Annotated in this window: 18 protein-coding genes; 12 read left to right on the forward strand and 6 right to left on the reverse strand. The window is 42.0% G+C overall.

The window, feature by feature from the left end; genetic code table 11:
• Positions 1 to 6: 6 nt before the first annotated feature.
• Positions 7 to 921: a ribonuclease Z gene (rnz, locus tag OOA_RS18990; protein ID WP_008913797.1), complete on the forward strand. Its 915-nt coding sequence runs from the start codon at positions 7 to 9 to the stop codon at positions 919 to 921.
• A gap of 66 nt (positions 922 to 987) precedes the next feature.
• Here the strand turns inward: rnz and OOA_RS18995 are convergent, their stop codons facing one another.
• The 3 genes from OOA_RS18995 to deoC form a co-directional block, all read right to left on the reverse strand.
• On the reverse strand, positions 988 to 1,932 hold the full coding sequence (locus tag OOA_RS18995; protein ID WP_083880311.1) for a Fic family protein: 945 nt from the start codon (positions 1,930 to 1,932) through the stop codon (positions 988 to 990).
• Positions 1,933 to 2,125: 193 nt separating this feature from the next.
• Positions 2,126 to 2,905, reverse strand: a complete 780-nt coding sequence (deoR, locus tag OOA_RS19000; RefSeq protein ID WP_008913799.1) for a DNA-binding transcriptional repressor DeoR — start codon at positions 2,903 to 2,905, stop codon at positions 2,126 to 2,128.
• Between the two features lie 103 nt (positions 2,906 to 3,008).
• Positions 3,009 to 3,677: a deoxyribose-phosphate aldolase gene (gene deoC, locus OOA_RS19005; RefSeq protein ID WP_008913800.1), complete on the reverse strand. Its 669-nt coding sequence runs from the start codon at positions 3,675 to 3,677 to the stop codon at positions 3,009 to 3,011.
• 230 nt (positions 3,678 to 3,907) lie between these two features.
• Here deoC and rbsK point away from each other — a divergent pair, with 230 nt between their 5' ends.
• The 3 genes from rbsK to OOA_RS19020 all read left to right on the forward strand — a co-directional run bounded on the left by rbsK (position 3,908) and on the right by OOA_RS19020 (position 7,365).
• Positions 3,908 to 4,828, forward strand: a complete 921-nt coding sequence (gene rbsK / locus OOA_RS19010) for a ribokinase (protein WP_008913801.1) — start codon at positions 3,908 to 3,910, stop codon at positions 4,826 to 4,828.
• 128 nt (positions 4,829 to 4,956) lie between these two features.
• Positions 4,957 to 6,285 carry an L-fucose:H+ symporter permease gene (fucP, locus tag OOA_RS19015; RefSeq protein WP_008913802.1) on the forward strand — a complete coding sequence of 443 codons (1,329 nt, stop codon included), beginning with the start codon at positions 4,957 to 4,959 and terminating at the stop codon, positions 6,283 to 6,285.
• Between the two features lie 63 nt (positions 6,286 to 6,348).
• On the forward strand, positions 6,349 to 7,365 hold the full coding sequence (locus tag OOA_RS19020; protein ID WP_008913803.1) for an aldose 1-epimerase family protein: 1,017 nt from the start codon (positions 6,349 to 6,351) through the stop codon (positions 7,363 to 7,365).
• Positions 7,366 to 7,707: 342 nt separating this feature from the next.
• Here the strand turns inward: OOA_RS19020 and OOA_RS19025 are convergent, their stop codons facing one another.
• Positions 7,708 to 8,103, reverse strand: a complete 396-nt coding sequence (locus OOA_RS19025; protein WP_008913804.1) for a DUF2750 domain-containing protein — start codon at positions 8,101 to 8,103, stop codon at positions 7,708 to 7,710.
• Between the two features lie 192 nt (positions 8,104 to 8,295).
• On the opposite strand from OOA_RS19025, the gene OOA_RS19030 reads away from it, so the two are divergent.
• The 5 genes from OOA_RS19030 to dusA all read left to right on the forward strand — a co-directional run bounded on the left by OOA_RS19030 (position 8,296) and on the right by dusA (position 14,511).
• A complete protein-coding gene (locus tag OOA_RS19030; protein WP_008913805.1) occupies positions 8,296 to 9,321 on the forward strand; it encodes a mechanosensitive ion channel family protein in 1,026 nt (341 codons plus the stop codon).
• Between the two features lie 271 nt (positions 9,322 to 9,592).
• Complete coding sequence (locus OOA_RS19035; protein WP_008913806.1) at positions 9,593 to 11,752, forward strand: ornithine decarboxylase; 2,160 nt, start codon at positions 9,593 to 9,595, stop codon at positions 11,750 to 11,752.
• 105 nt (positions 11,753 to 11,857) lie between these two features.
• The gene (gene uriH, locus OOA_RS19040; RefSeq protein WP_008913807.1) at positions 11,858 to 12,793 is read left to right on the forward strand and encodes a uridine-preferring nucleoside hydrolase UriH; all 936 of its coding nucleotides are present in this window, start codon (positions 11,858 to 11,860) and stop codon (positions 12,791 to 12,793) included.
• Between the two features lie 161 nt (positions 12,794 to 12,954).
• Positions 12,955 to 13,356: a hypothetical protein gene (locus tag OOA_RS19045; RefSeq protein ID WP_008913808.1), complete on the forward strand. Its 402-nt coding sequence runs from the start codon at positions 12,955 to 12,957 to the stop codon at positions 13,354 to 13,356.
• A gap of 126 nt (positions 13,357 to 13,482) precedes the next feature.
• Entirely contained in the window at positions 13,483 to 14,511 is a 1,029-nt protein-coding gene (gene dusA / locus OOA_RS19050; protein ID WP_008913809.1) for a tRNA dihydrouridine(20/20a) synthase DusA, read from the forward strand.
• A 39-nt stretch (positions 14,512 to 14,550) separates the two neighbouring features.
• Here the strand turns inward: dusA and OOA_RS19055 are convergent, their stop codons facing one another.
• Entirely contained in the window at positions 14,551 to 15,534 is a 984-nt protein-coding gene (locus OOA_RS19055; protein WP_008913810.1) for a quinone oxidoreductase, read from the reverse strand.
• Positions 15,535 to 15,745: 211 nt separating this feature from the next.
• Between OOA_RS19055 and dnaB the strand changes: the two genes are divergently transcribed.
• The 3 genes from dnaB (at position 15,746) to OOA_RS19070 (ending at position 19,530) form a co-directional block, all read left to right on the forward strand.
• A complete protein-coding gene (gene dnaB, locus OOA_RS19060; RefSeq protein WP_008913811.1) occupies positions 15,746 to 17,155 on the forward strand; it encodes a replicative DNA helicase in 1,410 nt (469 codons plus the stop codon).
• 31 nt (positions 17,156 to 17,186) lie between these two features.
• On the forward strand, positions 17,187 to 18,269 hold the full coding sequence (gene alr / locus OOA_RS19065) for an alanine racemase (protein ID WP_008913812.1): 1,083 nt from the start codon (positions 17,187 to 17,189) through the stop codon (positions 18,267 to 18,269).
• A 64-nt stretch (positions 18,270 to 18,333) separates the two neighbouring features.
• Positions 18,334 to 19,530 (forward strand): amino acid aminotransferase, encoded by a 1,197-nt coding sequence (locus OOA_RS19070; protein ID WP_008913813.1) that lies wholly within the window; start codon positions 18,334 to 18,336, stop codon positions 19,528 to 19,530.
• 183 nt (positions 19,531 to 19,713) lie between these two features.
• Here OOA_RS19070 and uvrA read toward each other — a convergent pair whose 3' ends face one another.
• Complete coding sequence (uvrA, locus tag OOA_RS19075) at positions 19,714 to 22,548, reverse strand: excinuclease ABC subunit UvrA (RefSeq protein WP_008913814.1); 2,835 nt, start codon at positions 22,546 to 22,548, stop codon at positions 19,714 to 19,716.
• Positions 22,549 to 22,581: the final 33 nt, after the last annotated feature.

The following is a 22,581-nucleotide window of genomic DNA, read 5'->3' on the forward strand; positions in this document are numbered from 1 at the left end:
TAAATAATGGAATTAACATTCCTTGGCACCAGCGCTGGTGTGCCGACAAAAGAACGTAATGTCACCAGTATGATATTGAATCTGAACGGTGTTCGTAAAACATATTGGTTATTCGATTGTGGTGAGGGTACACAACATCGCATTCTCAATAGTGTGTTTAAAGCACCAAGAATTGAAAAGATTTTTATTACCCATTTGCATGGTGATCATATTTTCGGGTTGCCAGGTTTGCTATGTAGTCGTTCCATGGGCGGTTCGACGGATGTATTAACGATTTATGGCCCTAAAGGCTTGAAACTCTATATTGAAACCACCTTATCCATCAGCGAATCTTACATGACTTATCCATTGGAAATTGTTGAAATAGAATCGGGGCAGTTATTTGATGACGGTGAGTTTATTGTCACGGCTTACCCTTTAAATCATCGTGTGGAATGTTATGGTTATCGTATTCAAGAGCATGCCAAAAAGGGGCCGTTGGATGTTGAAAAGTTGGCACAAGATAATATCCCTCGCGGGCCTTGGATGCAGGCACTAAAAGCAGGTGAAACCATCACGTTAGAAGATGGGCGAAGTGTGAATGGGGCTGATTATTTGGGTGAGCCAAAACCGGGTAAAGTGATTGCAATTTTTGGTGATACGGAGCCAACTGAACAAGCGTTATTTTTGGCAAAAGATGCCGATGTGATGGTACACGAAACTACGCTTGAAAACGCTTACCAACAAAAAGCCAATGAACGAGGTCACACTACCACTGGCCAAGCAGCACAGCTTGCACTCGATGCAGGTGTTAAGCGTTTTATCGCAACTCATATTAGCGGTCGCTACAGTGCGGAAGATATGCCAAAGTTGTTAGCAGAGTGCCAAGCAATATTTCCAGCCACAGAAATGGCAGCGGATTATTTAACCATAAAAATCTAAGATAAATGCCATCTAGTCAAAGAAATAGATGGCATCTTATTATGGAGTAAATCAATATTTTTTTGATTAACTATGGCTTGGATATTGCTCAAATCGATTTTGGTCATCACTCATTAAATTTATTAAATTATAATTAACGAAAAGCTTTTCTCTTCCTACTTGAATTTCTTTTAATATATTGATATCAAAAGATTTTTTTAAGTAATTAGATGCGGTTTGCCTTCTTGCTATATTCTTATCAACTAAATTTTTGATCCGACAGTATGGTTGCTCAAAAATACACTGTAATAATTCATAGCTATAAATATCACTATGTTGATTTTTGATGTGTGAAGAGGCATGTTCCATTAATTCACGTATTGCATTGATTTTATGCATTGTCCATTTTGATGTGTGCTCGATTGCGGAGAGCATATATAAAATCCATGGCTCCCAATCATCTTCTTTTGTGACATTCAATAATAGAGAGTAATAGTCACTTCTATTTTTGATAATGTATCGGCTTAAATAGAGTATAGGTAAAGTTATCAAATTTTTTTCTATTAAAAATAATATGTTGATGACCCTTCCCGTCCGTCCATTGCCATCAGTAAAAGGATGGATTGCTTCAAATTGATAATGTGTAAGAGCAAGTTTAACTAAAGGGTCAAGGTCATCATTTTGGTGGATAAATTTTTCCCAATTGCTCAGTAGCTCGGTGATTGTTTGTTCACCTAGTGGAGGTGTATAAATAACTTCACCTGTCATTTGATTTTTTAATGCAGTACCAGGCAGCTTTCGGATGTCCATTTGTGTATTTTTAATTGTGTTACACACTGTTAATGCAGTATCAGCACATAAAGGTCTATATTTTAATTCGTTATAACCTTCATAAAGAGCAGTTCTATACCGCAACGCTTCTTTTGTCATCGCGTCTGCATGGCTATCCTCATTGATATATTGAAAGAGTTTATCTGTTGTCGTGACGATATTTTCGATTTCAGAGCTGTCTTTTGCCTCAAGTATTGGAATAAGGTTTAATCAGCCATAAAATCGACACGTTTTGGGGTTATGTCTATTAGGTCGACATGTCATATCAACGTGTCGAAAATCAGCCATAAAATCGACACGTTTTGAGGTTATGTCGATTGGGTCGACACGTCATATGAACGTGTCGAAAATCAACCTTAAAATCGACATAATAAAATGGTGAACTAAATAATTATTAGTAAATGACTTTCACAAACCCGTTGCGGCAGTAAGTTTCATACTCATCGGATAAGGGGCGGTTGGTAATGACAACATCAAACTGAGAAAGCTCTCCCATATTCGCGGTAGCAACTTCATCAAACTGATTATATTTAGCGAGCAAAATTTTACGGATGGATTTATCCATCGCTTTTTTCTTAATTGGTAAATCATCTAAATTATAGCAAGTTACACCATAAGTCCTGTGTATGCCCGCCACCGAGATAAAGGCTTTCTTAGGGTTAATGGAATCAAGAATGGATTGCTGAGTCGGGTTATAAAAGGAGTCACTTTTCGGGCGATACTCCCCGCCACATAATAGCGCAGTCGCATTTTTCTTTTGGCTGAGAGCCAGAAAAACGTTATGGGAATAACAAATGCCTGTAAAACTAATTTCTTCAGGGATGAGCGATATCAAAGTCGCTATTTCAATGCCATTATCGAAAAATATTACATCATCCTCTGATACTAGACTTGCGGCTAAGTTAGGAATATACAGTTCTTCAGCTTGGTCGAGTGTAAAAATATCGGCTTGTGGATCATGAGTTGTGTGTGAGGAAGGCTGGGTAACAGAAACAATATAGCCGCCAAGTAGCGACATAGGGATAGGGCCTTCAGTGTCCGCATTTAGGTCTCGTCGAATGGTCATTTCAGAGACTTCAAGTATCCTGGCTGCTTCTTTTAGATGAATTCGACCAGAGCGTTTGATGCATTCACTTAAACGGCGAAGGCGTTCTTTTTGTTTTGTTTCTATCACCGAGCAATCCTTTTTATATACACAAAATAATTCAAGTTGCATCAAGTGAGGTTAGCCGAGCAATACAGATCACGCTATGATACGGATTGCTCTGCCGAGTTGTTTAGTAACCACTTGAGGTAACATTCTCTCCTGAAGCAATCGCAATGCTTGCACTTGCACCGATACGATTCGCTCCTGCTTTAATCATTTTTTCAGCGGTTTCACGATCACGCACACCGCCTGATGCTTTTACACCAATCTCATCGCCGACGACTTTGCGCATCAAAGCCACATGGTGTTCTGTCGCACCCATTGTACTGAAACCTGTTGAAGTTTTCACAAAACCGACCTTTAATGTGCGGCAAATTTCACAAACTTGAGTGATTTCTTCATCAGTTAACAGACAGTTCTCTAAAATAACTTTCAATGTGGCATTACCACAAGCTGCGAAAACCGCTTCAATGTCTTTACGAACGAATTCAAGATCACCACTTTTTAACATGCCGATGTTAATCACCATATCAACTTCATCAGCACCGCGGCGTATCGCTTCTGCCGCTTCAAAAGCTTTGGCTTCTGTTAAGCAAGCACCCAGCGGGAAGCCTACCACACAACAAACCTTAACATCGCTGTTTTTCAGGGATTCAGATGCCAAAGGAACGTAACCCGTATTCACACAAACAGAGGCAAAATGATGTTCCGCAGCCTCTGCACAAAGCTGTTTGATATCACTAACGGTTGCATTAGCTGCTAACAATGTATGATCAATATATTGTGCTAGGTTTTTCATGTAAATGTTTCCTATATAAATATGGAGTAGACCCGTCATACTTCAAGTTGCGATTAAGTGCTTTCATGTAACTTAAATTATTTAACTGGTGAGTAACAAAAAATAAAAAAATGTGGCGGATGTAACACTTGTTCATTCGTTATTCGAGATCTTAATCACATATGATATTTATGCAACATGATAATGTTAATATTATATCATTATGTGATTTATTTAACACGAGGGACAAAATGGATATAGCAGTTATAGGCTCAAATATGGTCGATCTGATTACTTATACGGATCAGATGCCAAAAGAAGGCGAAACCTTAGAAGCGCCTGCATTTAAAATTGGTTGTGGTGGTAAAGGGGCTAATCAGGCTGTTGCTGCTGCGAAACTCAATTCAAAAGTCATTATGCTAACAAAAGTGGGCGATGATATTTTTGCGGACAACACGATCCGTAATCTTGAATCGTACAGCATCAACACACGCTATGTTGAAAAAGTACCTTGTACTTCTAGCGGTGTTGCCCCAATTTTTGTTAATCCAAATTCAGCTAACAGTATTCTGATTGTGAAAGGTGCAAATAAATTCTTATCACCTGAAGATATTGAGCGCGCTGCGGAAGACTTGAAAAAATGTAAGCTGATCGTACTGCAACTTGAAGTGCAATTAGAAACGGTTTATCACGCAATTGCGTTTGGTAACAAACACAATATCCCAGTATTACTCAACCCAGCACCAGCACAACGTACGTTAGATCTCGATTTTGCGTGTCGTTGTGATTTCGTGGTTCCTAACGAAACTGAGCTAGAAATTTTAACCAATATGCCAGTCGATACGATGGATAACATCCGTCGTGCGTCACAATCTTTGCTTGATAAAGGATTAAAAAATCTCATTGTCACATTAGGTGAGAAAGGGGCGTTATGGATGACTCGCGATAGTGAACTGCTAATCCCTGCGGTTAAAGTGAATGCAATTGACACCAGTGGTGCCGGTGATGCCTTTATTGGTTGTTTTTCTCATTACTATGTACACACCGGTAATATCGCTGAAGCGCTGAAAAAAGCGGTGCTATTTTCTGCCTTTAGCGTGACAGGCAAAGGAACCCAATCTTCTTACCCAAGTATTGAGCAATTTGCCGAGTTTGTTCATCTGAATAATTAATTTCCAGCATACTTCGAGCCGCAGCGTTGTTGGTTAAGCTCAGCTAGCTGCGCACGAATTATTTAGGTGATAAATGTAGCTCAAATTATTTTGCGTATAAATATTATAAAAAAATAAGGGTTTACTTTATGAACATCAAAAATATAACTCAGTTGCCTGATGGCTACCTGAGTCGGACTCCTCTATTCCAATTTATCCTACTGTCCTGCCTTTTTCCGCTTTGGGGATGTGCAGCGGCACTGAATGATATTCTGATTACACAGTTTAAAAGCGTTTTCGAATTAAGTAACTTTGCTTCCGCATTAGTACAAAGTGCCTTCTATGGCGGGTACTTTTTAATTGCATTGCCAGCATCATTAGTGATCAAAAAAACCAGCTACAAATACGCCATCATGATTGGCTTGATCCTTTATATTGTTGGTTGCTCAATGTTTTTTCCTGCTTCGCACATGGCAACCTACACTATGTTCTTAGCGGCAATTTTTGCGATAGCCATTGGTTTAAGCTTTCTCGAAACTGCAGCGAATACCTACAGTTCAATGATTGGTCCAAAACAGCACGCGATACTGCGTTTAAATATCAGCCAGACTTTTTACCCTATCGGAGCGGTAGCAGGGATCTTGTTAGGTAAATACTTGGTGTTTTCTGAAGGCGATAGCCTAGAAAGCCAAATGGCAAATATGAATCCTGAGCAAGTGCATGACTTCCGTCTTGCCATGCTTGAAAACACGCTAGAGCCTTACCGCTATATGATTATGGTACTGGTTGTCGTGATGGTGTTATTCCTATTAACCAAATTTCCAAAATGTAAAGTTGAAGAAACCGCAGATCATAAACGTCCTTCTCCAATAGATACGTTGAAGTATCTGGCTAAAAACGGGCGCTTTAGAAAAGGGATCATGGCACAGTTTTTATACGTGGGTATGCAGGTTGCGGTGTGGTCATTTACTATCCGTCTTGCATTAGAAATGGGTGACATTAACGAACGTGATGCATCTAACTTTATGGTATACAGCTTCATTTGCTTTTTTATTGGTAAATTTGTAGCAAATATCCTGATGACGCGTTTCAATCCCGAAAAAGTATTAGTTCTTTACTCAGTTGTTGGTGCGCTGTTCTTAGCTTACGTCGCATTTGTTCCAAATTTTACCGCGGTATATGCCGCCGTCATGGTGAGTATTCTATTTGGACCATGCTGGGCAACTATTTATGCGGGGACGTTGGATACCGTAGACAACGAGCATACTGAAATGGCGGGAGCGGTGATCGTGATGGCAATTGTTGGTGCAGCCGTTGTACCAGCAATTCAAGGCTATGTTGCTGATGCGTTAGGTTCACTGCAATTGTCCTTCTTAGTCTCAATGTGCTGCTTTATCTATGTCGGCATTTACTTTTTTGGTGAACGTCGCTTTAAAGCTAAACAAGATGCAGTACTGACAAGCTCGACTGTATCTTAATCACTCTTCTTGTTGAGGCAGGTTTTCCTGCCTCATTCGCTTAATTCAATAGTGAGTATGAGAATGAACACGATTATCCCGCTTCACAAAAATGTATTTACGGATAGACCGACCCTAATATTAGAAAATAATCAATTTAAGGTGAGTGCATTTTGTTATGCATCCGGTGTTGAAGGGCTACGCATTGAGAATTCACAAGGGCATTTAGTCATTTTACCTTTTCTGGGACAGATGATTTGGGATGCTGAATTTTGTGGGCACAATCTGAAAATGAATAATATGTTTTCAGAGCCAAAATCTGTGAAAACGATAGTGGAAACTTATGGTTGCTTTGCCTTTCATTCAGGTTTGATTAGTAATGGCTGCCCATCACCAGAGGACACCCACTCGCTGCATGGCGAGATGCCATGTGCTTCGATGGATCGTGCTTGGTTAGTCTTATCGAACGATAGTTTGCAGGTCTGTGGTGAATATGAATATGTGATGGGCTTTGGTCATCACTATCGTGCAGCTCCTTCAGTGGCGTTGAAGGCCGATAGTGCCCTATTTGATATCAAAATGTCAGTCACTAACCTTGCTTCAGTCGCGATGCCGTTGCAATACATGTGTCATATGAATTATGCCTACGTAGACAATGCTCAACTAAGCCAAAATATTCCAGAAAGTGCAATTGCATTGCGTGAGTCTATACCGGGACACGTTAATCCAACATCACAATGGCTTGAATTTAATCAGGCATTAAAATCAGGACAAGTGACACTAAATCAGCTCGACCACGCAAAGTTGTGTGATCCTGAAATTGTATTCTTTATGGATAACTTAGCGCAATACTCGCCACAGCCTGAATTCCGCATGAAATCAAAAGACGGTGTGACATTTGTGACGCGCTTTAACTCTGTGGAGCTTAATTATGCGACACGCTGGATTTTATATAATGGCGACCAGAAGGTTGGTGCGTTTGTACTACCAGCGACTTGTAGACCGGAAGGCTTTTTAGCTGCAAAAAATAATCAAACCTTGATTTGGTTGGCGGCGGGTGAAAATCGTCAATTCACCGTTACAACAGGCGTTGAACAATAAAATTTTTATTATCAAATTAGCGCGTAGACCTCGCACAATTGAACTGCACCTCAATATATCGACTCACATAGCAATTTACAGGCAGCTAGTTGGCTGCCTATTTTGGGTTATTTTAACGTTGGTTTATCATGTCTGTGGATTAGAGTGATTATAAATTTAAAGATGTTCAACGCACACGTAATACATGAAAGTTTTACGAGCGTGACATGTCACGAAAAAGAAACAATTTCAGACTAAAGGTACTTCAAATACGCATGTTCACTGGCTTATGTAAATACCAAAGAATTTAATGATTTAATCATCATTGATTTGTATTGTGGGTATTCATCATCAAATTTTAGGTTATTCGTACTGTTTACATTCTTCGATTAAATCTTGTAGCAGGTGCCTTGCCTCGATAATCACGTTCGGTCTGAAATCAGGATCGGCCATAATCGCAATGGTAATATTGGCTTCATCCATATCCGGCAGCATCTCATCCATAAAGTGTTCAAGCGTTAGCAGCTCTGGTGTGAAATTTGCCCATTCACCATTCAGATTACGCTCGGCGTAAGCCTTAGCAGGCCATACTGGAAATAGGAGACGCTGACTGCTATCCCAAGCTGTGACTAGATTACCATTATCACATATTGTCCAAACTTCTTCCCAATCAGTCACTTTACCTACAAAGTACTGGTATTTTCGTTGTAGAGATAACGCGAGGATGCTATCGATCTCTTTTGGATTTGGGATAAACATGAGTACTCCTCGATATTAGATAATCTAAAAAGTAACTGATAATTATTGAGAAAATCGATGCCAAAATTGTTATCTTAAGGATGTTTCCCCAACTCGCGCAGTTAATCGAAAAAGAGTTTACCGAAAATAGCGTTGCAGACAAACAAAGTACTTGCGAAGAAATATAAATAGGGTTGTTTAGGGCTGAAAAATATGGTTGATACATTACTTGAAAAATACGCGATCGGTATTACGATCATTGCAGTGTGCCTTGTTGCATTGGTCATTTTTGAGATCTTCAGTAAAAGGCATAAACACAAACATAAGCAAAAGCAGCAAAGCATTTTTTTCCATGTAATTCAGACCGCTGTTCTCTGTGGTGTTGTGATTGTCGCGGCACAATATGTGGATATGGCAGCAACTGATTTTGATCTCACCTTTATTTCCACATCACTGATTAACTTCATCACGATCGCCTTAATTGCGTTGATCTTGATGCGAAAATTATTCCAACTCGCTAATCGATTAGAGAAAAAACAGATAGCAAAGGGCAGTGACCCAACATCGGCGCGTATTATTGCGCGGATATTTAAAATCACCATCTTTGTGGTGATTATTTTGTTATTCGGTGAACATTTTGGTATGAGTTTATCGGGATTAATGACCTTTGGTGGTATTGGCGGTATTGCTATCGGCATGGCAGGTAAAGATATTCTGAGTAACTTTTTCTCGGGTGTCATGCTCTATTTTGATCGACCTTTTAATATTGGTGATTGGGTGAGTTCTCCAGATAAAAATATTGAAGGAACAGTCGTGGAGATTGGTTGGCGAATTACCAAAATCATCACCTTTGATCATCGTCCTTTATATATACCAAACTCACTGTTTTCATCGATTAGCGTAGAAAACCCCGGTCGTATGACCAATCGCCGGATTAAAACTGAATTGGGTTTACGCTATGAAGATGCCGACAAGATCGGTGATATTGTTAACGACATTCGTACTATGTTGCAGCAAGATGAGAGCATTGATACTGGACAAACGCTACTAGTTTATTTTGATGCATTTGCTGATTCATCGCTCAATATTATGGTCTATTGCTTCACGAAAACGACGGTTTGGGCTGAATGGTTGGCAGCTCAGCAAGAGATTTATTTGAAGATCATTGAGATAGTTAAGCGTCATGGCGCGGACTTTGCGTATCCAACGCAAACGTTGTTTATAGAAAAAAACAACTAACGTCCCATTCCTGATTAATTGACCGACTAATATTCTGCTAAAATTCTGAGTGTTAGTCGGTTGATTTGAAAAATGCATTGTTGAACCTGTTTAATGCTCTCTGCCAAAAAAAACCGAATAATATTTTTATGCTAATAACCAGCAGGTTATAAAAAATTATCTGCTTAGCAATTTTGAGAATTATTTCCGCGCTCGCTAACAATTCCAATCTCATTATCTATCAAGTATATTGTCGGCCTCTTTTCCTCAGCTAACTAAGAGCCAGCCTGCTATGAAAAAAATCAATGTGGCATGTAGCCAGGGGGTCGCTGTCTATTTTTCTGGAGAATTCCAGTGGGTAGATATTCGCGATGCACAGTTAAACAATATTGCTGCCGTTGTGTTATCCGAACAGGATGCCAACCAAGGGCTGTGGAAAAGGGTTGCAGATAGCAAGCTTAGTATTCCGCTGTTTATCATCAGTGATAAACAGCTGCCTAGCGACGCTCAAACTCCGCCTTATCTGACCGGAATATTGCCACCAGCGCCAGCCGAGCGCACTGAAAATAGCCGTCAGTTACTTGATGCGGCTAATCTCTATCTTGAACAGTTATTACCACCATTTTTTGCTCGAATGATGGATTATGCTGCGGGTCATAATGTCACTTTTGCTTGTCCCGGCCATCAAGGTGGACAATTTTTCCGTCGTCATCCGACTGGGGAACAATTCTATCAATTTTACGGTGAGAACCTATTCCGTACGGATTTATGTAATGCCGATGTGGCAATGGGGGACTTACTGATCCATGAAGGTGCGGCAAAAGAGGCGCAAAAATTTGCGGCTAAAGTGTTCAATGCCGATAAAACCTATTTTGTACTTAATGGAACTTCTTCGTCTAATAAAGTGGTACTTAATGCGCTGTTAACTCCGGGGGATTTGGTATTATTCGACCGTAATAACCATAAATCAAATCACCATGGCGCGTTGATCCAGGCAGGGGCAACACCGATTTACCTTGAAACCGCACGTAACCCGTTTGGTTTCATTGGGGGTATTGATGCTCACTGTTTTGAAGAAGATTATTTGCGTGAGCTGATCAATGAAGTGATGCCAGAAAAAAACACGGCTCAGCGTCCGTTTCGTTTAGCGGTTATTCAATTAGGAACCTATGATGGCACTGTCTATAACGCAAGACAGGTCGTTGATAAAATTGGTCATTTGTGTGAATATATTTTGTTTGATTCAGCATGGGTTGGCTATGAACAGTTTATTCCAATGATGCGTCAGTGCTCGCCATTATTACTTGAACTGAATGAAAATGATCCAGGTATTATGGTGACACAGTCTGTCCATAAACAACTCGCCGGTTTCTCGCAAGCATCGCAAATTCACAAAAAAGATAACCATGTGAAAGGGCAAGCACGCTTTGTTTCCCACAAGAAACTGAATAACGCATTTATGATGCATGCATCCACCAGCCCATTTTACCCGCTATTTGCTTCACTGGATGTGAATGCCCGTATGCATAAAGGTGAAGCGGGTGAAATGATGTGGATGGAGTGCGTTAAACTCGGTATAGAAGTCAGAAAATCAATTATGGATCACTGCCACTATTTCAGACCGTTTATTCCTGAATTGGTGGATGGCAGACCATGGCAGCAGCACCCAACAGAGCAAATTGCCTCTGACCAACGCTTCTTTAACTTTATTCCGAACGAGCGCTGGCATGCTTTCGGTGGTTATGCAGAGAATCAATACTTTGTCGATCCTTGCAAATTAATGCTGACTACGCCGGGTATTGATGTTGAAAGCGGCGAATATGAATCTTTTGGTGTTCCTGCCACTATTTTGGCGCATTTCTTGCGTGAACATGGCGTGATCCCCGAAAAATGTGATTTAAACTCGATTTTGTTTTTGCTGACCCCTGCGGAAACCAAAGAAAAACTCGATTTGTTGGTGATGCATCTGGTTCGTTTTGAGCAATTACTGGATGAAGATGCGTTACTGGAAGATGTTCTGCCATCGGTCTATCAGCGCTATCAAGATCATTATCAAGGTTATACCTTACGCCGTTTATGCCAAGAAATGCATCAACTGAGCGTGCAATACAATATCAAGCAATTGCAAAAAGAGATGTTCCGCAAACAGCATTTCCCAACAGTGAAAATGAATCCACAACAAGCTCACCTTGAGTTTATTCGTGGCAATGTAGAACTGCTACCGCTAGCCGAACTAGAAGGGCGTGTTGCGGCTGAAGGCGCACTGCCTTATCCACCGGGGGTGCTGTGTGTGGTGCCGGGAGAAGTTTGGGAAGGGCCAGTTTTACGCTATTTCCAAGCATTGGAAGCGGGTATTAACTTACTACCCGGTTTTGCACCGGAGCTACAAGGCGTGTATATTCCGAAAACAGAAGATGGCGAAAAACGTGTCTATGCGCATGTTTTGAAATAATATTTTGCTGTTTAGGATTGTGGTAATGGATTTTACTTTGGTCGCTGGTTAAATTGGGATCTGTCTAATAAACAGATCCCGTTTTAACTTTACAAGGTAAGGTATATGGCAAAGAAGATTATTCTCGATTGTGATCCCGGTCATGATGATGCGATCGCGATGCTACTAGCTTATGGTAATCCTGAAATTGATTTACTGGCTGTCACTACGGTGGCGGGCAACCAGACTCTCGAAAAAGTCACACATAATGCGCTAGCTGTTGCTGAAATGGCGAATATTTGCGGGATCCCTTTTGCTGCGGGTTCGGCTCGCCCATTGGTACGTGAAATTGAAGTTGCACCGGATATTCACGGTGACTCTGGGCTTGATGGTCCCGAATTACCCGAACCGTCGTTGAAGCTTGAGAACTGCCATGCAGTTGAATTGATCATCAAACTGATCATGTCACACCCCCCAAAAACGATTACATTGGTGCCAACAGGTGCGCTGACGAATATCGCACTGGCAGCAAGATTAGAGCCACGAATTGTCGAGCGAGTGAAAGAAGTGGTGTTGATGGGAGGCGGCTATCACGTGGGGAACTGGAGCCCAGTCGCTGAATTTAACATTAAAATCGATCCCGAAGCTGCACACATTGTCTTCAATGAAAAATGGCCAGTAACTATGGTGGGATTAGATTTAACCCACCAAGCGCTTGCTACACCTGATGTGGTTGCAAAAATTAGAGAAGTGGGAACATCTTGCTCGCAATTTGTAGTCGAACTGTTGGATTTCTTTAGTAAAACATACAAACAGGCGCAGGGATTTGATGCACCACCCGTACATGACCCTTGCGCTGTGGCCTATGTGATTGACCCAACAGTGATGACAACACAGCGCGTTCCGGTTGATATTGAGCTAACTGGCACGCTAACACTTGGTATGACGGTAGCTGATTTTCGCCATCCAGCCCCCGAAGATTGTCATACACAAGTCGCCATCAAGCTGGATCATGACAAATTCTGGCTGCTGGTGGTTGGCGCATTAAAGAATATCGGCTGATATTCACGCCCTAATTCAAGTTACCAGTGGTAGCTTGAACTAGGGCGATTATCGATGATAGAAACCTGATATTTGTTATCAAAGCAATCGCGCCAATCAGAAAAGGAAGACGAAAACGAACTCTGAATTAGCGCAAAATAAGCAAAGGTTAACTGATTACAATGAAAGAAATTTATCGTTTTACTGCGGATACCATTGAGTGCTTTACTGAAGATGAAGTGCAGACGATTGCATTAGCAGATGATCCGGTTGAACCTGATAATTTTATTATTATCACGAGATTGGACGACAAAGTGAATGCCTCTGTTGATGACGGAATTGGCTTTTTAACGCCTCACTCGGATTATGAAATGATTGGTGCAATTATTGAGATTGCTCTGACAGAGAATGATCTTCAACTGCAAATTAAACCCGAGTTTATAGAACATTACGGTAGCGAATTTTTTCAGGTTAATTTTGATCGTTCGATGAGAGCTGGTAATAAATTGAAAATACTTGAGGATTCGCTGGTTTCACTCTGTGATGGCAGCCAAGTGGTTTTGCATCTTTTTGAATATGATTAAATAGCACACTCGTGAAATAGTCGCGCTGTTCATACTCTATGCTACAATGCTCGGCTGAATTTGCTTTCTTTACTTGGCTCCTTGCAGTTTGGGGCTGAAAAATCGATATAAACCCAAAAGACCAACATGCCTCAAAATACATCAGATTCAAAAATCACTGAAAATACGCCATTACAAGGTTATCACAACCTCAATCGTTTCTCGGTTGCGCCGATGCTTGATTGGACCGATCGCCATTGTCGTTACTTTCATCGCGTCTTGAGCAAAAATACCTTGCTGTATACCGAGATGGTGACCACCGGTGCCATCATTTATGGCAAAGGTGACTACCTTGCTTTCAGTGAAGAAGAGCAACCTGTCGCATTGCAATTAGGTGGAAGTGATCCTGCTGCGCTGGCGCAATGTGCCAAGTTAGCAGAAGCACGTGGCTATAATGAAATTAACCTTAATGTGGGTTGTCCGTCTGATCGTGTGCAAAATGGTCGTTTTGGTGCCTGTTTGATGGGTGATGCACAGTTAGTTGCAGATTGTATTAAAGCCATGCAAGACGTAGTATCGATCCCCGTTACAGTGAAAACACGCATTGGTATCGATGAGCAAGATAGTTATGAATTTCTCTGTGATTTCATTGACAAAGTTTCAACACAAGGCGGCTGTGAAATGTTTATCATCCACGCTCGCAAAGCGTGGTTATCTGGTCTTAGCCCAAAAGAAAACCGTGAAATCCCACCATTAGATTACCCAAGAGTTTATCAGCTCAAACGTGATTTTCCGCATCTGACTATGGCGATTAATGGCGGCGTAAAAACACTAGAAGAAGCTAAAGAACATCTACGTTATCTCGATGGCGTTATGGTGGGACGTGAAGCTTATCAAAATCCATCGATTTTAGCGGAAGTTGATAACCAACTATTTGATAGCCAATCATCTGTGGTAAATACGTTTGATGCCGTTCGTCAAATGTTCCCATATATCGAGAAAGAGCTGTCACAAGGCGCATATCTTGGTCATATTACTCGTCATATGTTAGGCATTTTTCAAGGGATACCCGGTGCTCGCCAGTGGAGACGTTACTTGAGTGAGAATGCGCATAAAAAAGGTGCAGATCTCGCCGTGGTAGAGCAAGCTCTTGCTCTAGTAGAACGAGGCGAATAAGGTATTGAGGCGCCAAATGATTTGGCGCCAAAGCCAATATTACGGGAGCAACAGGCTAGAGCCTTGAGTTTTTCGTTGTTCTAACGTGGTATGAGCTTTTTGTGCATCTTTCAATGCAAAAACTTGTTCTTCTGGCACATCGACATTCACTTTACCGCTTAAGATCATATCAAACAGCGCTTTACTTGCTTGATCGAGTTCTGCTCGGTTAGTCACGTAACCACCTAATGATGGGCGTGTGACGTAAAGACCACCTTTTTGGTTTAAAATACCCAAATTCACGCCTGTTACTGGACCTGAAGCATTACCAAAACTGACCATCAGGCCACGGCGTTTCAAGGAGTCCAGTGAAGCAATCCACGTAGAAGCTCCTACTGAATCGTAAACTACGTTTACTTTTTCGCCTTGGGTTATTTCTTTAACACGTTCTGCAATATCTTCGGTTTGGTAATTGATCGTTTCCCATGCGCCAGCCGCTTTTGCACGTTGTGCTTTTTCAGCACTACCTACGGTACCAATCATTTTTGCGCCAAGTGCTTTTGCCCATTGGCAAGCAATCAGGCCAACACCGCCTGCTGCGGCATGGAATAAAAATACTTCGTCACGTTTAATTTGATAGGTTTGATTCAATAGATAATAAACGGTCATCCCTTTGAGCCCACTTGCGGCAGCTTGCTTAAAGCTAACGCCTTCAGGAAGATGAGCAACGGCATGTTCTGGTACATTGTGCACTTCACTATAGGCGCCAAGAGGCCCTTGTGCATACATCACTCGGTCGCCGGGGCGGAATCCCGTGACTTGGGAACCTGTTTTGACGACAATACCCGCTGCTTCAGTTCCAAGACCAGAAGGTAAACTTGCTACAGGATATAATCCACTGCGGACATAGGTATCAATATAGTTAATCCCTATAGCATGATTTTCTATTTGAATTTCGTTATCGGCAGGATGTTTTAGATCAAAATCGGCATAACTCAGAACTTCAGGGCCACCATGTGTTGCAAATTCAATACGTTTTACCATGATAATCTCCGATAGGAACGGTTAATTTTACTTACCATATCAACCAGTCAATAATAACGCTACGGTTTGATAATATGAATTCTTAGTTTGTGCGCTTTGGCAATATTGGATAATAGAATCCTATTGGGAAAATGCTAAAGAAAGCCCCCCTCAAGCACAAGATTGGCGTATACTAATGCGCTAGTTAATAATGGATGTGGATAAAAAAAGTATGGCGAAAAAATACCCTTCAGATATCAAAAACAGTACCCCGCGCGATCATCAGATGGAAGGTTTAAAACTTCCACCGCACTCTATCGAAGCGGAGCAGTCTGTACTGGGAGGGTTGATGCTGGATAACGAGCGCTGGGATACCGTTTCCGAGCGCGTGACTCATGCTGACTTTTATAGCCGTCCACATCGTACTATTTTTGGGCAAATGCAAACGTTGCTCGAAAAAGGTAAACCTATCGATCTTATTACCTTGTCGGAGTCCCTAGAACAACAGGGTGAACTGGACGGAGTAGGTGGTTTTGCTTATCTCGCGGAATTATCGAAAAATACACCAAGTGCAGCGAACATTAATGCTTATGCAGATATTGTCCGCGAACGTGCTGTTGTCCGTGACATGATTTCGGTCGCAAATGATATCGCCGATGCGGGATATGATCCCCAAGGTCGCAGTAGTGAAGATTTACTCGATTTTGCTGAAAGCAAAGTATTCCAAATTGCGGAATCGAGAGCTAATAAAGATGAAGGCCCAAAAGATATTGAAGCTATTTTGGCCGAAACTATCGAAAAAATCGAAAAACTCTATCAGCAGCCCCATGATGGTGTTACGGGTGTATCGACCGGTTATCAAGATCTCGATAAGAAAACAGCAGGTCTGCAAGGATCTGACTTGATTATTGTTGCTGCACGTCCATCCATGGGTAAAACCACGTTTGCGATGAACTTGTGTGAAAATGCGGCGATGACGGAAGATAAACCCGTGCTCATTTTTAGTTTGGAGATGCCCGGTAACCAGATCATGATGCGTATGTTGGCATCACTGTCTCGCGTTGATCAAACCAAAATTCGTACTGGCCAATTGGATGACGAGGATTGGGCGCGTATTTCCAGTACCATGGGGATCTTGTCCGAAAAGCGCAACATGTATATCGATGACTCTTCGGGACTGACGCCAACAGAAGTTCGCTCACGTGCGCGACGCATTTATCGTGAGCACGGTGGCTTAAGTCTTATCATGATCGACTACTTACAACTGATGCGAGTCCCTTCACTCTCTGATAACCGTACTTTAGAAATTGCAGAAATCTCACGTTCACTCAAGGCATTAGCTAAAGAGCTGAATGTACCAGTGGTCGCACTATCACAGCTTAACCGTAGTCTTGAACAACGTGCGGACAAACGTCCGGTTAACTCCGACTTGCGCGAATCAGGCTCCATCGAGCAGGATGCTGACCTTATCATGTTTATCTACCGCGATGAGGTCTACCACGAAAACAGTGACTTGAAAGGGGTTGCTGAAATCATTCTGGGGAAACAACGTAACGGGCCGATTGGTTCCGTTCGCTTAACCTTTAATGGCCAATGGTCTCGTTTTGATAATTATGCAGGGCCTGCATATGACGACGAATAACATTATCTGAATAAAAATTAATGAGGCAATAATGAAAGCGGCAACCGCATCAATTAACCGCCGCGCTCTGCGACACAATCTGCAACGAATCAAGGAATTAGCACCACGTAGTCGTCTAATTGCAATTGTTAAAGCAAACGCTTATGGTCATGGATTAACCGAAGTTAGCAGCGCTATTGACGATCTTGTTGATGGTTTTGGTGTTGCCCGCCTCAAAGAAGCTCTGACACTGAGAGAGCAGGGGATGACTAGCCCTGTTGTACTGCTTGAAGGCTTTTTCGAACGCTCAGATCTCCCATTTCTAGTTGAACATAAAATCGATACGGTTATCCACTGTATCGAACAGTTGGAAATACTTGAAACGACTAAACTTGCTGAACCAATTAAAGTTTGGATGAAACTTGATACTGGAATGCACCGTTTGGGAGTATTACCGAAAGATGCAGAAGTCTTTTATCAGCGTTTACTCGCATGTGAAAATGTTAAGGTACCAATCAATATTGTCAGTCATTTTTGTCAGGCTGATGAACCTGAATTACCGACAACACCAAATCAAATTAACTGCTTCAAGCAATTTATCGCTGATAAGCCGGGTGAGAAATCAATCTCGGCTTCTGCGGGGATTTTACTATGGCCGGAAGCCCATTTTGATTGGGTAAGACCGGGGATCATCATGTATGGTGCTTCCCCTCAAGAAGGCAAATCAGCTGAAGACTTTGGTTTGCAAAATGTGATGACCTTAAAATCTACACTTATTGCCGTTAGAGCGCATTCAGCGGGGCAATGTGTTGGCTATGGTGGAACATGGTGTAGCCCACAAGATACTCGACTGGGCGTGGTTGCAATTGGTTATGGTGATGGCTATCCTCGCAGTGCACCATTAGGAACACCTGTACTGATTAATGGGCGAAAAGTGCCTATTGTAGGACGAGTTTCAATGGATATGATCACCGTTGATTTGGGGTTAAACTCCACTGATAAGGTTGGTGATGAAGTTATCCTATGGGGGAAAATGCTACCAGTTGAAGAAATTGCCGCACAAACGGGAATCATCAACTATGAGTTGCTCACTAAATTAACTTCAAGAGTCGTCATGGAATATGTAGACGAATAGCAAACAAAGGGTTATTTTCAAAAGTCGAAACTAAAAATAACAATGATTATTAGGGAGATGTCCTGTGTATCAACACGTCGATTCTTATCCTGGCGATCCAATCCTATCGCTCATGGATGAATTTAATAAAGATAACCGTGAGAACAAGATCAATCTGAGCATCGGTTTGTACTATGATGATGAAGGAAAAACGCCAGAACTGGCAACAGTGGGTAATGCAAAAGCAGCATTAAATAAACTACCTGCGAGTGCATCACTTTATTTACCAATGGAAGGCTTAAAAGATTACCGTCTGGAAATTCAAAAGCTGTTACTTGGTGCTGATTGCCCTCTTATCGCAGAAGAGCGTATCGCAACGGTACAAACGATTGGTGGTTCTGGCGCATTGAAATTAGGTGCTGATTTCCTCAATCGCTATTTCCCTGAATCAGAAGTTTGGTGCAGTGACCCAACGTGGGACAACCATGCATCAATTTTCTCTGGTGCGGGCACCAAAGTACATTATTACCCATACTTCGATGAAAAAACCAAAGGGGTGAAATTTGATGAAATGCTTGCAACATTTAAGACGTTGCCAGCAAATAGCATCATTTTATTGCACCCTTGCTGCCATAACCCAACAGGTTCTGACCTTACTCCAGAACAGTGGGACGAAGTTACCGAAGTTCTTAAAGCACAGAAATTGATCCCATTCTTGGATATTGCTTACCAAGGTTTTGCAGAGGGCATTGATGAAGATGCTTATGCAATTAGAACTATGGTTAAAGCGGGTCTACCTGTCTTTATTAGTAACTCATTCTCTAAAATCTTCGGTATCTATGGTGAGCGTGCTGGTGGCTTATCCGTCATTTGTGAAAACCAAGAAGAACGTGATCGCGTATTGGGCCAATTGAAAGCGGGCGTTCGTCGCCTCTATTCAAGCCCGCCATCAAACGGTTCTAAAATCGTGGCGCAAGTGCTAACAGACAGTGAACAAAAAGCACAATGGCTAAACGAAGTTGAAGAAATGCGTGTGCGTATTTTAGATATGCGTACTGTGCTGGTGAATGAACTAAAAAAAGCATTACCAGAGAAAAACTTCGATCATCTACTAAAACAGCGCGGTATGTTCAGTTACACTGGCTTTTCAAAAGAGCAAGTTGCACGTCTGAAAGATGAATTTGCAGTCTACTTGGTTGGTACAGGTCGTATTTGTATGGCAGGTGTGAATCGCCACAATGTAAATCGCATTGTTGAAGCATTTGCTGCTGTTAATCAGTAATGCGTTTGTTATTTGAAAATGAAAACGCAGGCAAGTCCTGCGTTTTTTATTTAGTTTCATTACGGGTTATCTGTAATGAATAGCTTGGCTTGCCAACCACATACAACTCAAATTAATGTCGAAATATAACGTCAGCGTTCAAGTTGCATTATGGCATTGTCGTACTGAATACAAAATATTGGCTTAGTAGCCGCGCTGCAAAATCGGTTTCAGGAAGCGAGCCGTATGTGATTTTTCACATTCAGCCACCTCTTCTGGTGTACCAGATACCAAGATCTCACCGCCACCACTACCGCCTTCAGGGCCTAAGTCAATAATCCAGTCAGCCGTTTTGATGACATCAAGGTTATGCTCAATGACCACAATAGTATTTCCTTGGTCACGCAGTTGATGCAATACCGTCAGCAACAGTTCAATATCTGCAAAGTGGAGGCCAGTTGTTGGCTCATCGAGGATATAAATAGTTTGCCCTGTACCACGTTTAGACAATTCACGCGCCAGTTTTACCCGTTGTGCTTCACCGCCAGATAAAGTTGTCGCAGACTGCCCTAAACGAATGTAGGAAAGCCCCACATCAATTAATGTTTGCAGCTTACGAGCAAGTGCTGGAACAGCATCAAAGAACTCACGGGCCTCTTCGATGGTCATATCCAGTACTTCGTGAATGCTTTTGCCTTTGTATTTAATCTCTAATGTTTCGCGGTTATAGCGTTTGCCTCTACATTGGTCGCAAGGTACGTAAACATCAGGCAAGAAGTGCATTTCGACTTTGATCACGCCATCGCCCTGACAAGCTTCGCACCGTCCACCTTTAACGTTAAAACTAAATCGACCTGGGTTATAGCCCCGAGTACGTGATTCAGGAACGCCAGAAAACAGTTCACGGATTGGTGTAAAGATCCCTGTGTAAGTTGCTGGGTTTGATCGAGGCGTTCGACCGATAGGGCTTTGGTCAATATCTATAACCTTATCAAAATTCTCTAACCCTTCTACATCCAGATAAGGAGCAGGTTGGATGGTTGTTGCACCATTCAATTGGCGTTGAGCAATTGGGAATAAGGTATCGTTAATAAGTGTTGATTTACCTGACCCTGATACCCCAGTAATACAAGTAAATAGACCTACAGGCAGCTTCAACGTGACATTTTTGAGGTTGTTACCTTTAGCGCCAAAAACTTTGAGGATTTTATCTTTATTAACGGGAACACGTTTTTCAGGGATTTCAATCCTGCGCTTACCACTGAGGAATTGACCCGTTAGTGATTCAGAGTTCGCAACGATATCTTCCAATGTCCCTTGTGCCACAATTTGGCCGCCATGGACACCAGCACCAGGACCAATATCGATCACATGATCAGCGGCACGGATAGCATCTTCATCATGCTCAACCACAATCACGGTATTGCCTAAGTCACGTAAGTGAACCAAGGTTTCTAGCAAACGATCATTATCGCGCTGATGAAGCCCAATTGAAGGCTCATCAAGTACATACATTACACCAACTAGACCAGCCCCAATTTGGCTTGCAAGACGGATCCGCTGAGCTTCACCCCCTGATAAAGTATCAGCAGAACGAGAAAGCGTTAAGTAATTGAGACCGACGTTAACTAAGAACTTCAAGCGATCGCCAATTTCTTTCAACACTTTTTCAGCAATTTGTGCGCGTTGCCCGCTAAGCTTTAGATTTTGAAAGAATTCCATTGCATGGCCAATACTGTAGTCAGCAATCTCAGGCAATGTGGTATTTTCAACGAAAACAAAGCGTGCTTCCTTACGTAAACGAGTTCCGTGACATGTCACGCAAGGACGATTACTTATATATTTAGCGAGTTCTTCGCGTACTGCCGTCGATTCTGTTTCTTTATAACGGCGTTCCATATTATTGAGCACGCCTTCAAAAGGATGATGACGGACAGTAATATCACCACGATCATTACGATATTTAAACTCAATGGTCTCTTTACCAGAGCCATACAGAATTGTTTTTTGTACAGACGGGCTGAGTGAATCGTAAGGCGCTTCAATATCAAATTTATAATGCTCAGCAAGCGACTGTAGCATTTGGAAATAGTAAAAGTTACGACGATCCCAACCGCGAATTGCTCCACCCGCTAATGATATCTCGGTATTTTGAAGCACTCTTTCGGGATCGAAAAATTGTTGAACACCTAGCCCATCACAGCTTGGGCAGGCCCCAGCCGGGTTGTTAAAGGAAAATAGGCGTGGCTCTAATTCCACCATGCTATAACCGCAAACAGGGCAAGCAAAGTTAGCTGAGAATACCAGTTCTTCCGCTTTTGGATCATCCATATCGGCAACAATAGCGGTACCGCCGGAAAGCTCAAGTGCTGTTTCAAAAGATTCAGCCAAGCGTTGGGCGATATCATCACGAATTTTAAAGCGATCAACCACCACTTCAATGGTATGCTTTTTCTGTAGCTCAAGGGTAGGAGGATCAGAAAGATCGCACACTTCTCCGTCGATTCGTGCACGGATATAGCCTTGAGAAGCTAAGTTATCCAATAACTTAACGTGTTCACCTTTACGATCTTTAACGACAGGCGCTAATAGCATCATTCGGCGATCTGTTGGCTGAGCTAAGACATTATCAACCATTTGGCTGACAGTCTGAGCTGCTAATGGAACATCGTGATCAGGGCAGCGTGGTTCACCAACACGGGCAAACAATAAACGCAGGTAATCATGAATTTCGGTGATTGTTCCAACCGTTGATCTTGGGTTGTGAGAAGTTGATTTCTGTTCAATCGAAATAGCAGGCGATAATCCTTCTATATGATCAACATCAGGTTTCTCCATTAATGAGAGAAACTGGCGGGCATAGGCTGATAAGGATTCAACATAACGACGCTGACCCTCTGCATATAGAGTATCAAAGGCTAATGATGATTTCCCTGAGCCTGACAAACCTGTAATAACTATCAGTTTGTCGCGGGGTATGACGAGATTGATGTTTTTCAGATTATGAGTGCGGGCACCGCGTACTTCGATATTATCCATTTACCACTTCCCGGATGATTTGATAGTGAACAA

The sequence above is a fragment of the Providencia burhodogranariea DSM 19968 genome (assembly GCF_000314855.2).
Taxonomy (GTDB): domain Bacteria; phylum Pseudomonadota; class Gammaproteobacteria; order Enterobacterales; family Enterobacteriaceae; genus Providencia; species Providencia burhodogranariea.